We start from the raw sequence: 13,959 nt of genomic DNA, 5'->3' as shown, positions 1-13,959 counted from the left end.
AGAGCACGCTTTCCCAAACAATTTCTTAGAGCCTGATCGCTTGAGGTGGAAGCGCTACGCGCTTCCACCGATGGCGTGAATCAGGCTCTATTCAAATGGTTGAGACCAAGATTCACACTTCAGATTGATTCAATCTGAAGTGATCTTGGTCTAGAACAACCACGCACCGCTGCAATCTCGACAACCATGACTATTCCCAGAAATATGGCAGCCGCCGGATATTGCCCGTGACCTCCTCATTCATCGTCGCGGCATCGTAAAGCCGCCCGCCGATCATGACCTTCGACACCTTGTCGCTGTTGCGGATATTCTCGGTGGGATCGGCGTCGAGGATGACGAGATCGGCAAGCTTGCCGGCTTCGAGCGACCCGACATCGCGATCATAGCCGAGCGAACGCGCCGAGCCGATGGTGCCCGCCTTCAGCGCCTCGACCGGAGTCATGCCGCCGCGGACGAAGGACCAAAGCTCCCAATGCGCAGCGATGCCGGGTTCTTGCCCATGCGCGCCGATCGCGACTGGCACGCCGCGCGCAGCGAGCTTGCGCGCCTCGCGGGCATTGTCGTCGTCGACATAGTCCTCCTCGGGCGCCAATGTCCGCCGCGCGTTGTTCGCGGCGAGAAGGCTCGGCGGCACATGCCGGGTCAGCAACGGATGTTTCCAATTGTCGGTATGCGCGCGCCAATAGGGATCACCCGCCGGCCCGCCATAGGTGACGACCAGAGTGGGCGTGTAACCCACTTTGGATTGCGAGAAATAGCTCAGCACATCCTCGTACAGCACCGCCTGCGGAATATTATGCTCGAGCGTGGTGTTGCCGTCGGCGATCAGCGCCATGTCGAAACCGAACAGCGAGCCGCCCTCCGCCACCGAACGCATATTCTCCTCGAGTGCGGCGGCGACGACCTGCTGACGCTGGTCGCGGCGCGGCTGGTTGTAGTTCTTGACGCTGTGCGCGCCCTGCGCCTTCAGCCGGCGGACATGCGCACGCGCATCGTCGAGGCTGTCGATCTGCGCATAACCCGTCGGGCTCTTCGCGCCATAGATGACGTCGGCGGTCGAGAAAGTGTGCGGCGCGACGAGCATGCCCGCACGCTGCATCTCCGAGGCGGGAAACACCAAGGCGGCATCACTCGACGGATCGTGCGTCGTTGTGACGCCCAGCGCCAGATTGACGAGGCTCGACCAGTTTTGCTGCGGGGTCAGTTCGTCCTCGCCATAGGGACCATGGGCATGCGCATCGACCAGCCCCGGAATGATCGTCTTGCCCGCGGCATCGACGATCTTCGCCTCCGCAGGGATCTGCACCTGGCCGCGCGGGCCGATCGCCGCGATGCGATCACGCTCGATCACGATCACGCCGTCGTCGACAATCCCGCCGGCATCGTCGCGCATCGTGACGATGCGTGCGCCGGTGATCGCGACGCTGCCCGACGGACGCGCCGCGGGAACCGTCATCGACAGCGAGACACCGGTCCTGGGTGGCTCGAACTTGGGCGGCTTGGCATCGCCCGCGGGCGGAGCCGACGCGAACAGCGCATCGGTGCGCGCGGTGAACAGCGTCGGCCCCAGGCTCCAGTGAAGCTGCTCGCCGCCATTGCTCCAGTTCATGTAATCCGCGCCGTCGCCGCTGACCCGCGTGACCGGCAGCGCGCCGCCCTTGGCGCTGGTGCCGACATCCTGTGTCCCCGGCATCATCGGCGTCACAAAGGCCTCGTAATTCTCGCGAAACGCGAAATAGCGGCCGTCGGGCGAGACTTCATAGGCATTGACGAGTTCGCCGGTGGCATGGACCCGCTTGCCGCCGCCCGTCAGGTCGGTCGAGACAAGCTGGCGCTTGCCCTGCGACACTTCGGTCATGAACAGCCGATCGTCGTCGCTGCCGAATTGCGGCCCGCTTGCACCATTCACGACACGCGTCGCCGCGCCACCTGCCGCGGCGACGCGGTAGATGCCGGGATCGACCTCGCCGCGCGGCGAAGTGAGCTGGCCGCCGTCATTCTTTTCGAACGCGATGGTGCGGCCGCTCGGCGAGAAACGCGGACGCGCATAATGACCGCCCTGCGCCACCACGGTCTTCACCGCACCGCCCGCGGGCGCGACGGTGCGGATCTGGCCGAGTCCCGTATCGGTCCAGGCGACGAACACGATGCTCTTGCCGTCGCGCGACCAGGACGGCCACAATTCGCGCTCGCCCGCCTCGCCGCGCGTCAGCCGGCGCGGCTGGCCCGTCGCCATGTCTTTCACCCATAATTTGCCGAGCGTTTCGAAAACGACCTGGCGGCCATCGGGTGAGACCGCGGCATAGCGCGGCATCTTGGTCACGACGCTGTCGGGCGCCACCGCGACCGGCGGGCGCGGCGGATCGATCAGGCTCCGCGTATCCGCGACGTGGAACGGAATCTCGCGCGCGTCGCCGCCATCGGCATTCACCCTGCGGATCTTGCCCCCGGCCCAGAAAACCAGAGACCCGGAATCCGGAGTCCAGGCCATGTTGGGATAGACGCCATGAACGGCCCAGGTTTCCTGCACATCCTGATCGAGCGCGTCGTAGATCTTGCGTTCTGCGCCCGTTTCCAGATCCTTGACGTAAAGCTTCGAGCGGGCGCGCTCGCGGCGGACGAAGGCGATCGACTTGCCGTCGGGCGACGGCGTCGGCCGCACCGATCCGCCGGCGCCCGAGACGACGGTCTCGACCTCGCCGGTGGCCAGTTCGTAACGCTCGATCGCGAAGAGCTGTGCGTTCGAATTCTGCGCATATTCGAAGATGGGGCCGGGCGTGGTGTTGCGGGCATAATAGACATAGCGGCCGTCACGCGAATAGATAGGCTCACCCAGTTCCTTCTGATGCTGCTCATTGGGGCGCTTGACGAGCAGCACGCCGTTGCCGCCCGAAACATGGTAAAGCCAGACCTCGCCGGTGCCGAGCGAGCGGCTGGTGGTGAAATGCTTCCGCGCCGCGATGAAGCGGCCGTCCGGGCTCCAGCTCGGCTGGCTGAGCAGGCGGAAATCCTCCTTGGTCAGCTGGCGCTTGTCCGATCCGTCGAGATTCATGATCCAGATATTGTCACCGCCGCCGCGATCGGATGTGAAGGCGATGCGCCGGCCATCGGGCGAGAAGCGTGGATGCATCTCATAAGGCAGGCCCTCCGCGATGCGCGTCGGCGCGCCGCCCGCGATCGGCATGGTGTAGATGTCGCCGAGCAGATCGAAAGCGATGGTCTTCCCGTCGGGGCTGACATCGACGTCCATCCATGTGCCTTCGGTCACGTCGATCGGGATCTGGCGCACCTTCAGGCCGGGCGGATTGGCGACGTCCCATTTCTTCGTCGCTTCCTGTGGCGCGGCGGCCGGCTGGGCAAGCAAGGCGATCGGCGCCGACAACGCCGTCGCGGCCAACAGGATATGGGGGTAGCGCATGGATTTCATCCTAGGGAGGTTTGGGAAAGACTGGTGATCAAAGTCTAAGAGGCCGGAGACCGGTATCCGTGCAATGCCGGCCCCAATGCATCCTTCAGCGGACCTAGCCATTTTTCATAATTGCGCCAGGTGTGAAGGCCTTCGGTGTTGATTGGCCTGCGCACCTGTTCCGAACTGGGCGTATGAACCGCCCGCTTATTCTCGAAGAAGCGCAAACAGGCTTCATCGAACGGAAGCTCGAGATAGTCGAGCAACCGCCGGACTTCGGTTTCGAGATCGTCGACCAGATCCTCGTACATCACCCGGTGGATCCTGCCGGGCAGCACTCGATCGAAATGATCCATCATGCGGACATAATCGGCATAATAGCGGCCAATATCGGTCAGATCGTAGGAGAAGTTGATCCCCCAATTATAATGCTGCGAGAAATTGGCGAAGCCGCAGCCCAGCGGATCACGACGAACATCGACGATCTTCGCATTGGGCAGGATGCTATGGATCAGCCCGGTGAACACCCAGTTGCTGGGCATCTTGTCGGTGAAGAGCGCCCGTTCGGTATGACGGTGGCGGCGCGTCGCCTCGATATAATGTTTGCCACGCTCGTGCAGCGCCACGCGCGAAAGGTCCGCGATCCTGTCCAGATAGCCGCCCGCCGGCTCCCGGGGCGCCAGTTCGCGCGCGATCCGTTCCAGATCGAACAATTCCTCGGTGCCCTCGATCGCCGGGTGGCTGGCCAATATCTGTTCGACCAGGGTCGATCCCGATCGCGGCAGGCTGACGATGAAGATCGGATCGCGCGCCGGAAAACCGGCATCCGTCCGCGCCGCGAAGAATTCGGGGGTAAACACCGCCTCCGCCTTCAGCACATTGGCGTGCAATATTTCGGGATCATAGGGCGTCTTTTCACGGCGCAGCGCACTGCCCCGCGCATAATGCGCAAATGCCTCGTCGAAATCGCCATGATCGTGAAGCGCCTTGCCCAGCGCGAAGTGCAGGTGAAGCAGATCGTCATCGTCCTGATCATCGTGATCGAGCGCACCCTTCATCCGATCGATATCGTCGCGATCGAACTTCACCGTCTTCAGGTTCGCCAGCCCGAACCAGGCATTGCCGCGCTGCGGCTCCAGCCGGACCGCCTCGCGATAGGCGGCGATCGCCTCATCGAGCCGACCGATCGTCTTCAGGACGAAGGCATGCCCCATCCAGCCCCGGCCATCGTCCGGATGTGCGCGGACCAGCCGGCGATAGACGGTCTGCGCTTCGTCCATCCGGCGCGACTGGAGCAGCAGATTGCCCTTCAGCGACAAGGCCGGGAGATGGTTCGGATCGCGATCGAGCACATCGTCGAGCACGGCCATGGCTTCGTCCTGACGGCCGGTCTGATTAAGCAGCTTGAACAGCGCGATGCGGGCTTCGAGATAGGCAGGCGCCAGCGCGAAGGCACGCCGGTACAGATTTTCGGCCTCTTTCGTCGCACCGCATTTTTCGGCGATGGTCCCCAGGATCAGCGCACCGCCGGCATCCTCCGGATTTTCGCGCAGATAGGGTCGGATCAACCGTTCGGCCTCTTCCAGCCGCGCGTCGGCGATCGCACGCTCGGCCGCGGCGACCGCGGGATGGCGCAACCCGATCGCGATCGCCTTGAGCTCTGCGCTCTCGGCCTCACGCACATTGCCAAGCCGCCGCAGCGCTGCGGCAAGCACGCGATGCGCGACGGCCAGATCGGGATAGTCGCGGATCAGCGCACGGATACGCGCTGACGCCTGGCCGGGATTGCGATCGATCGACGCGACAATGTCTCTCAGAACCAGATCGACATCGACAGCGGCTCGCCCCCGCACACCCGCCACATCACTCTCCGTACCATTGAACAGCTCTGGCGATCCTAGAGCCTGATCGTTTCCATACAAGACGGGCGGCGCATCGGCGCCGCCCGAGCAAGTATCGGATCGAAGACCCGATCAGAATGTACGGGTGACGTTCATATACAATTGCCGTCCCAGAATATCGTAATTGCTGGAGTTGAAATAATTGCCGATGCGCGTGAACTGCCCCGCCGACGTCGGGTAGGAACTGATCCGCGGCGGCTTGGTGTTGAACAGGTTGGTCACGCCCAAGGTCACCTGGCCGATATCCTTCCAACGGAACTGGACGGAAATGCTGTGCTCCCAATAGGCTTCGGCGCGGAGATCGGTCGCGACCGGGCCTAGGAACGGAGCCACCGCCAGTTCGTCATCGCTCGAATCCTGCGGTCCGACATAATCCACGCCGTAACGCAGGATCACCTTGTCAGACGGCAATGTGTAGCGAAGATCGAGCGAAGCGACCCATTTCGGCCCCGCACCCGCCCCCTGAACCCCGAGCGTACCGTTATAGTCCACCGGATCGTCGGTGGCGAACAGCTGGAAGATCTGCCTGATCATCCGTGTCGCCTGGGCGTGCGCGACGAACTTGCCGCCAAACGCATCGGTCGCATAGCGCAGATCGAAATCGATGCCACGCACACGTTGCTGCGCCACGTTCAGATACGGGTTGTCGAACGCGTCCAGATTGCCACGCTGCGGATCGCTTGCGGGCAAGCGAGCACTGATCAACGCGCAATAGGGGTTGTTCGGCCCGAAATCGTCGGCTTCATAGCAGCGGTTCAGGACGAGGTTGTTGAGCACGGTCACTTCGTCCCTCACCAGCACGTCGAAATAATCGACCGCAAGCTGGAGATCGGCGACGGTGCGCGGCGCAGTCAGCACCACACCACCGCCCCAGGAGCGCGAACGCTCCGCCTTCAACAGGCCCGCGCCCCCCTTGGTCGTGACCGTCGGGCCGGACGTCGCGATGAAGTCCACCGCATTGGCGCCCAGAATGGGCGTCAGCACCGCCAGGCAATTCTTGTAGACCGTGGACGACGTAGCGAGCGCACCGAAGCCGCTGCACGGATCGACGTTACCGCCATAGAAACCCGTCTGATCCGCAACAAACTGCTCGTAGAGATTGGGCGCACGGAATGACGTGCCATAGCTGCCGCGGAACCGGATCTCTTCGATCGGCGCCCAGTTCGCATTGAAGCGGTAGGTGGTTTCCGCGCCGTACGACCGGTAGTGGGTATAACGACCCGACGCCGCCAGCTCCAGACGATAGAAGAAGGGCTTGTCCTTGAGCAGCGGAATGTTGAGCTCGCCATAGACCTCATCGACGACGTCGCTGCCGCGCGTGTTGCCCGCCGAGCTGTAATTATACAGCGTACCGGCCAGCGCCGCGGCGGACGGACGATCGTTGATGAAATCGGTGCGATGCTCGTAGCCGATCGCCGCACCGACCTTGCCGGCCGGAAGCTCGAACAAGGTACCATCGAAGTTCAGCGAGAATGTCTTCTGCTTGAAGGTTGTATGACCGACATGGTGGGTCCACAGATAATCGAACACATTGTCCGGAATCTGTCCGTTGAGCAGGATCGAGGGGCTGTAGAGATTGAGCGGCACGCAGCTCGCACCGGCGATGATCGCCCCGTTCCTGACGTTCGACGCGCATGTATAGGCATTGCCGGCGCCGGCCTGGCCCGGCTCCGCGATCGTGATCAGGTTCGCCGGCGTGCCGGCCGGCGCGATGACGGTCTGAAGCACGTTGTTCAACCGTGTCACGTCGATCTGCTGCACGCTGTAACGCGCACGGGTGTACGAATATTGGAAGTTCGCGTCGTAGCGCCAATCCCCCAATCCCGTATCGCCCTTGATGCCGACATTGCCGCGGGCAAAGTCGACCCGCTGGGAACTGCGCGTCGTCCGGGTGGGGACAATGAATGGCGTAAAGATGTTGTAGCCCGCGGCCGCCAGCGAATTCGGGAAGAACGGGCTGGTCGGATAGCCATAGACCGAGATCGGCGTGCCGTAATAGCTACCACCATAGATCTGGTTGTCCGCCGAAAGGCCACCACCGCTGAGATTGAGCTGATAAGTGTTGTCCTGAAAGGACTCGCGGCGAGTGAACAGCGCTTCGCCGTAGATCTCGGCGTCCCCGAGCACACCCAGTTCATGCGCGGCATTCAGATAGCCGGTATAGGTCCGGATCGGCGACAGGAGATGATCTCGCAACTGAGTCGGGCTCGGACCGACACGATCGATGCCATTGACGGCGGCGATCGTGTTGATGTTGCCGTTCCGATAGGTGAGGCGACTGGCGGGCACGGTGAAGCTCTGCGCGATGCCATAGCCGCTGGCGATGCCGGTGCCGCCACCGGTCGTGTAGGGGAAGCACTGAAGCTGTCCGGTTGCCGGATCCTTCTGTCCGACCTCCGCGCCCGTCGTCGGATTGAAGAAGAGATCGCGCGGGCATGCGAATGCCTTGCGGTCGCCGACGCGCAGGCCGGTCGTTTCGCGATATTCGAACGCCGCGGTGATATGGCCACGATCGAAGACCTTGCCGGCCGTCGCCGACAAACGATAGTTGCGGCCGCCGCCGCCATGCTGGATCGGCTGGTTGGTGAAGGCGTCGAGCGAGAGACCGTCGAACCTGGCATCGGTGATGATGTTCACGACACCGGCGATGGCGTCGGAACCATAGACCGCCGAAGCGCCTTCCTTCAATATTTCGACTCGATCGACGATCGTGCTGGGCAGCACGTTCAGATCGGCGGACACGAGTTGCGGCCCTGCGCCTGCCGGTGCAAGCCGGCGGCCGTTCAGCAGGACCAATGTCCGTGAGGAACTGAGGCCTCGAAGGCCGATCGTGTTGGCCGCCGGGCCGCCTTCGGAAACGAAACCGAGGAAGGAACCGTTGATCTGCGACGTGCCCGACGTGACGGTCGAACCCTGGATCGCGTCCGCCGTGGACGTCGATCCGGCCAGGATCCGCTCATCACGCGTGACGACGGCCACGGGCGACGGGGTGTCGAAATTGGGGCGACGGATACGGGAACCGGTGACGATGATGACGTTATCGCCGCTCGCTTCTTCTTGATCGGTCTGTGGAAGTGTCTGAGCCGAGTCTTGTGCGAGGACCGGCTGAGCGACGAGTGCAATTGCAATAGCGGATGCAGTCAGCGAAAGCTGATGAATGCTTAGCATATGGTTATCCTTCCCAGTAGGATAGGAAAAGACTAGTCCTCCAAAAGCCGTCGCCAACAACAAAATGATCCGGTCGCACAATTGCGGAAACCATGTTGCTCAATTGCAACAAAAATGCCCAGCATAGCGAAAGCCATGCCGGGCATTTTTTGTTGCGGCGCAATAGGCCCCGCCGCGAACGGCGGTATTGCCATCAATAGCGGTAGTGATCCGGCTTGAACGGACCTTCGACCGGCACGCCGATATAGTCGGCCTGCTTCTTGGTCAGCGTGGTCAGCTTCACGCCCAGCTTCTCCAGATGGAGCATCGCCACCTTTTCGTCGAGATGCTTGGGCAGGACGTAGACTTCGTTCTGATACGCGTTCGAGTTGCTCCACAGCTCGATCTGGGCGAGCACCTGGTTGGTAAAGCTCGACGACATCACGAAGCTGGGATGGCCGGTGGCGTTGCCCAGGTTCACCAGGCGGCCCTTGGACAGGATGATGATCTGCTTGCCGTCTGGGAACTCGACCAGGTCGACCTGCGGCTTCACTTCGGTCCACTTATAGTTGGACAGCGCCGAGATCTGGATCTCGCTGTCGAAATGGCCGATGTTGCAGACGATCGCCATGTTCTTCATGCCCTTCATGTGATCGGCGGTGATCACATCGGCATTGCCCGTCGCGGTGCAGAAGATGTCGGCGCGGGTCACCGCTTCCTCCATCGTCACGACCTCATAGCCTTCCATCGCGGCCTGCAGCGCGCAGATCGGATCGACCTCGGTCACCAGCACGCGCGCGCCGCCGTTGCGCAGCGACGCGGCCGAGCCCTTGCCGACGTCGCCGAAGCCGGCGACGCAGGCGACCTTGCCGGCCAGCATCACGTCGGTGCCGCGACGGATCGCGTCGACCAGCGATTCCTTGCAGCCATAGAGATTGTCGAACTTCGACTTGGTGACGCTGTCGTTCACGTTGATCGCGGGGAAAGGCAGTTCGCCCTTCTTGGCGATGGCGTAGAGGCGATGGACGCCGGTCGTGGTCTCTTCCGAGACGCCCTTGATCGCTTCGACCGTGGCGGTCAGATAGCCGGGCTTGCGCACGACGAACGCCTTCAATGCGCGCTGGAACTCGACTTCCTCGTCATTCTCGGGCTCGGGCAGCGTCGCGCCGGCCTCAATGCGCGCGCCCCACAGCGCGAACATGGTGGCGTCGCCGCCATCGTCGAGGATCATGTTGCAGGTCTCGTCGCCCCAATCGAAGATCGAGCCGACATAGTCCCAATATTCGGCCAGGCTCTCGCCCTTGATCGCGAAGACCGGCACGCCCGACGCGGCGATGGCGGCGGCGGCGTGATCCTGGGTCGAGAAGATGTTGCAGGTCGCCCAGCGGACGTCGGCGCCGAGCGCGGTCAGCGTCTCGATCAGCACGGCGGTCTGGATCGTCATGTGCAGCGAGCCGGTGATGCGCGCGCCCTTCAGCGGCTGTGCGGCGCCATATTCCGAGCGCAGCGCCATCAGTCCGGGCATCTCGGTCTCGGCGATGTTGATCTCCGCGCGGCCGAAATCGGCAAGCGTGATGTCCTTGACGACATAGTCGTTGAAGTCGGCGACAGGTGCGGTGGCCACGAAAAATCTCCTGATGTCATATGGCCGCGCGTACGAAGAAAACAGGCGGCCGATCGCCGGCCAAATAGCCGTGGCGCCCCTCAAACGCAAATATAAAGATGTCTTTATATCATGCCTGGCCGCTCATCGGAGACAATAGGCTGGAGTCGATGCCGGCCGATGCATAGCCCGCAGCCCAGCGCTGGCGGGCGGACAGATCGAACAGCAGCGCATCGGTCGCCGGCACCGCGAACCAGCCATGGCGCGTCATTTCCTCGTCGAGCTGGCCGGGCGACCAGCCGGCATAGCCGAGCGCTGCGACCCAGTGGCGTGGCCCCCTGCCCTCGGCGATCGCGCGCAGCACGTCGATCGTACCCGACAGCGCCCATTGTCCGGCAACGTCGACGCTGTCCTGCCCGCCCCAATCGGGACTGTGCAGCACGAAACCGCGCCGAGGCTCGACCGGCCCGCCCAGATGGATCGGCCGATCCTCCGCATCGCCGGGATCGATCTCGAACTGGCGGAGCAGATCGTGAAAGCCCAGCCCCTCGACAAGCGCACCAAGGCCGATTCCGAGCGCGCCGTTTTCGTCGTGCGCGCACATCGCGATCGCGGCCCGCTCGAATCGCGGATCGCCGATACCGGGGAGCGCGAGCAGGAACTGACCCGAGAGATAGGCTGGCATATCCATGTCGCACCCTATAGAGCGCTGGCGGCGACCGGCCAATGCGGGTGCTGAACGCCCCGCCGGTTTTCGGAACCTATTTGCCAAGGAGAACATGCGATGACGATCAAGCCCGGCGACACGCTTCCCGATGTCAACTTCACCATTCCCGGCGAACAGGGCCTGGAACAGGTCGACACCAACGGCTTCTTCAAGGGCCGCAAGGTCGCGCTCTTCTCGGTTCCCGGCGCTTTCACGCCGACCTGCTCCGCCCGGCACCTGCCGAGCTATGTCGAAAAGGCCGAAGAGCTGAAGGCGAAGGGCGTCGACGCCATTGCCTGCACCGCCGTCAACGACGCGTTCGTGATGGGCGCGTGGAGCAAGTCGGCAGGCGCCGACAATGCCGTGACGATGCTCGCCGACGGCAATGGCGATTTCGCCAAGGCCGTGGGTCTCGAAATGGACGGCTCCAAGTTCGGCCTGGGTCAGCGCGGCCAGCGTTTCTCGATGATCGTCAATGACGGCGTCGTCGAGGAACTGAACATCGAAGCACCCGGCGAATATCGGGTGAGCTCCGCCGAACACATGCTCGGCCAGCTATAATTCCATCCGAAAGGTCCCTGCCGTAAATCGGCAACCGCCCATCGCGCGGCAGGGACATTTCAGCGAACCGGTGCGTTGAGGCCGGTGCAGTTCCAGATGGGAGACACGCCATGGCGACGATAGAAACCGGTACGCTCGACACATCCTCCGGCGCGGTTGCGCAAGATCATTCGCAGTTCGATGCCGTGCTCGAAAAGGGCAAGGAATATCTCGACACTGCCGTGAACGCCGCGAAGGAAAATCCCTGGACCGCGGCGGCCGTCGGTGCAGGCGTCGTCGCTGCCGCGGCGGCGACAGCCTATGGCGCGACGAAGCTCAGCCAACGCTCGAACGGGGCCGGCTCCACATCGGCCAAATCCCCAAAATCGACCAAATGACGTGATGTGCGAAGCCGGGGTTCGAGCTCCGGCTTCGTAAGCGCGTTACCGCTTCAGAACCGCTTCAAATGCCTTGATCGCGTCGGCTTCTCCGCCGGCGACGTTCCAGATTGCCCCGCTGACGGCCAGGAAGTCGGCGCCGGCCGCAATGAGTGGAGGCGCATTTTCGGGGGTGATTCCGCCGATCGCGACGCATGGCAGCTCGAACAGAGTCGTCCACCAGCTCAGGATCGACGGATCGGGGCGATGCCGCGTCTCCTTGGTCGCAGTGGGATAGAAAGCCCCGAACGCGACATAGTCGACGCCCGCCTCTCCGGCCTCCATCGCCAGATGACGGCTGTCATGGCAGGTCACGCCGATCTGGACCGATGGGCCGAGTTCGGTGCGCGCATCGCGTGCATCGCCGTCCCCCTGCCCCAGATGCACACCGTCGGCGCCGATCCGCTTGGCCAGGCTGACACTGTCATTGACGATGAAAGCGACGTCGCGATCCGCGCAGATGCGTTGCAGCGGTTCGGCCAGGCGCGTCGCCGCATGCTGATCGATATCCTTCACGCGGAACTGGAAGGCGGCAACCGGCCCGGCATCCAGTGCACGCGCGAGGCGTTCGGGGAAGTTCCCGCCGACATCGAGCGGCGAGATCAGATAGAGCTGGCAAGGCGGCCGCCGCTGATCGCGCTCGAAGCGCGACGCAAAACCGGGATCCAGTACGATGTCGTTTTCTTCCATCCCGCCGCCCTATCGTGCCGGCGCGCTTTGCGGAAGCCGTATCGCGTTCACATGCCGCTCAGGCACGCGCTGTAGAGAGTGGGGCATGACCATGATGCTTCGCCTCTCCGTCCTGCCGCTGCTCGCCCTCTGCGCGACCAGCGCATCCGCGCGACCGCATGAAGGGCCGGCCCGGCTGGGGCAGTCGGTCTATGTCGACGGCATCACGGTACGGCCCGAACGCGTGATCGAGGACAGCCGCTGTCCCGCAAATGCGGACTGTGTCTGGGCCGGACGCGTGGTGCTGCGCGCCACGGTGCGCGGCGGCCGATGGAAACGCACGTTCGACCTGGTCCCGGGCAAACCCGTGCAGGTGGCGGACGGCGCGCTGACGCTCGTCTCGGTCGCGCCGGGGAAATATATCAAGCGGATCAAGCCGCGCGACTATCGCTTCACCTTCAAATTCGACGGCGGATTCTAAGCAATTCCCGCGCCGGGAGAGCCCGCCGGCATAAGGCCGGCGAGCCCGGGGCCCATCAGGCCGCGACGAGCGACTTCTCGGTCGAGGCGCGGTGGATCTCGTCGATCGCGCCGCCCAGCGAGCCGTCAAATTCGTCGTCGCTCATCTGGTGGCGCAGATCCTGCAGCAGCGCGCGGCTGAAGCTCGCGATCATGCCGCGATTCTTCGCGAGCTCGACGCATGCCTCGGGACGCGCAAAGCCACCCGAAAGCGCGACGACGCGCAGCACGCGCGGATGATCGACCAGCGGATCGAACAGGCCGGCCTTTTCCGGGATCGAGAGCTTGAGCATCACCTTGTCGTCGCCCGGCATCGCGTCCAGCGCCTTGAGGGTCTCCTCGAGCAGGATCTGGTCGGCGCCCGCGCGCTCGGCGCTCTTGATGTTCACTTCGGGCTCGATCATCGGCACGAGGCCGCCAGCGAGCACCTGCTGCGCGACTTCGAACTGCTGCGCCACGATTGCGGCGATGCCTTCGCGGTTGGCGAGGTTGATCACCGAACGTTCCTTGGTGCCGAACACGCCAAGGCTCTTGGCACGGGCGAGCAGCACGTCGAGCTCGGGCATCGGCTTCATCAGCTGGACGCCGTTCTTCTCGTCCTCCAGCCCCTTGTCGATCTTGATGAACGGCACCACGCCGCGCTCGATCAGCGCCTGAGGGGTCGGCTTGCCATCGACCTGGCCGTCCATCGTGCGTTCGAACAGGATCGCGCCGAGCACCTTCTCACCATTGAAGCAGGGCGAGGTGATGATGCGGCTGCGCATGGCGTGGATCAGGCCGAACATCTCCTCGTCGGTCGACCACGCCCCCTCTTCGACGCCATAGCCCTTCAGTGCCTTGGGGGTCGATCCGCCGCTCTGGTCGAGCGCGGCGATAAAGCCCTGCCCCTGAGCGATCCGGGTGGTCATTTCGGAGGTCTGCATGAATTATCCTCTATCGTACAAACGAGTCTGCCGCGGCTGATAGCCGCGCGAATCGGCATCGGCAACGACCGCGCGACGAGCGGCCGCGCCAGCACGGGCATTCGCCTT

The 13,959-nt window shown here is 63.4% G+C and carries 10 protein-coding genes; 3 read left to right on the top strand and 7 right to left on the bottom strand.

What is annotated here, in order from left to right:
* Window positions 1–190 precede the first annotated feature (190 nt).
* The 5 genes from AC3WN8_RS19990 to AC3WN8_RS19970 form a co-directional block, all read right to left on the bottom strand.
* Window positions 191–3,418, bottom strand: coding sequence for an amidohydrolase family protein (locus AC3WN8_RS19990; RefSeq protein ID WP_492671234.1), 3,228 nt, complete (start codon window positions 3,416–3,418; stop codon window positions 191–193).
* Window positions 3,419–3,462: 44 nt separating this feature from the next.
* Complete coding sequence (locus tag AC3WN8_RS19985; RefSeq protein WP_492671233.1) at window positions 3,463–5,268, bottom strand: tetratricopeptide repeat-containing sulfotransferase family protein; 1,806 nt, start codon at window positions 5,266–5,268, stop codon at window positions 3,463–3,465.
* A gap of 111 nt (window positions 5,269–5,379) precedes the next feature.
* Window positions 5,380–8,475 (bottom strand): TonB-dependent receptor domain-containing protein, encoded by a 3,096-nt coding sequence (locus tag AC3WN8_RS19980; RefSeq protein ID WP_492671232.1) that lies wholly within the window; start codon window positions 8,473–8,475, stop codon window positions 5,380–5,382.
* Between the two features lie 193 nt (window positions 8,476–8,668).
* Window positions 8,669–10,078 carry an adenosylhomocysteinase gene (ahcY, locus tag AC3WN8_RS19975; RefSeq protein ID WP_492671231.1) on the bottom strand — a complete coding sequence of 470 codons (1,410 nt, stop codon included), beginning with the start codon at window positions 10,076–10,078 and terminating at the stop codon, window positions 8,669–8,671.
* 109 nt (window positions 10,079–10,187) lie between these two features.
* Complete coding sequence (locus tag AC3WN8_RS19970; RefSeq protein ID WP_492671230.1) at window positions 10,188–10,748, bottom strand: YqgE/AlgH family protein; 561 nt, start codon at window positions 10,746–10,748, stop codon at window positions 10,188–10,190.
* Between the two features lie 93 nt (window positions 10,749–10,841).
* On the opposite strand from AC3WN8_RS19970, the gene AC3WN8_RS19965 reads away from it, so the two are divergent.
* Both AC3WN8_RS19965 and AC3WN8_RS19960 read left to right on the top strand, forming a co-directional pair.
* The gene (locus tag AC3WN8_RS19965) at window positions 10,842–11,324 is read left to right on the top strand and encodes a peroxiredoxin (RefSeq protein ID WP_492671229.1); all 483 of its coding nucleotides are present in this window, start codon (window positions 10,842–10,844) and stop codon (window positions 11,322–11,324) included.
* Window positions 11,325–11,434: 110 nt separating this feature from the next.
* The gene (locus AC3WN8_RS19960; RefSeq protein ID WP_492671228.1) at window positions 11,435–11,701 is read left to right on the top strand and encodes a hypothetical protein; all 267 of its coding nucleotides are present in this window, start codon (window positions 11,435–11,437) and stop codon (window positions 11,699–11,701) included.
* A 45-nt stretch (window positions 11,702–11,746) separates the two neighbouring features.
* Here AC3WN8_RS19960 and thiE read toward each other — a convergent pair whose 3' ends face one another.
* Complete coding sequence (gene thiE, locus AC3WN8_RS19955) at window positions 11,747–12,430, bottom strand: thiamine phosphate synthase (protein ID WP_492671227.1); 684 nt, start codon at window positions 12,428–12,430, stop codon at window positions 11,747–11,749.
* An 85-nt stretch (window positions 12,431–12,515) separates the two neighbouring features.
* Here thiE and AC3WN8_RS19950 point away from each other — a divergent pair, with 85 nt between their 5' ends.
* The gene (locus AC3WN8_RS19950; RefSeq protein ID WP_492671226.1) at window positions 12,516–12,890 is read left to right on the top strand and encodes a hypothetical protein; all 375 of its coding nucleotides are present in this window, start codon (window positions 12,516–12,518) and stop codon (window positions 12,888–12,890) included.
* A 55-nt stretch (window positions 12,891–12,945) separates the two neighbouring features.
* Here the strand turns inward: AC3WN8_RS19950 and AC3WN8_RS19945 are convergent, their stop codons facing one another.
* The gene (locus AC3WN8_RS19945; protein ID WP_492671225.1) at window positions 12,946–13,851 is read right to left on the bottom strand and encodes a fructose bisphosphate aldolase; all 906 of its coding nucleotides are present in this window, start codon (window positions 13,849–13,851) and stop codon (window positions 12,946–12,948) included.
* Window positions 13,852–13,959: the final 108 nt, after the last annotated feature.

It is taken from the genome of Sphingobium sp. FW305-3-2-15-F-TSA7 (genome assembly GCF_058787155.1).
This window is presented reverse-complemented; position numbering and strand designations above follow the sequence as displayed.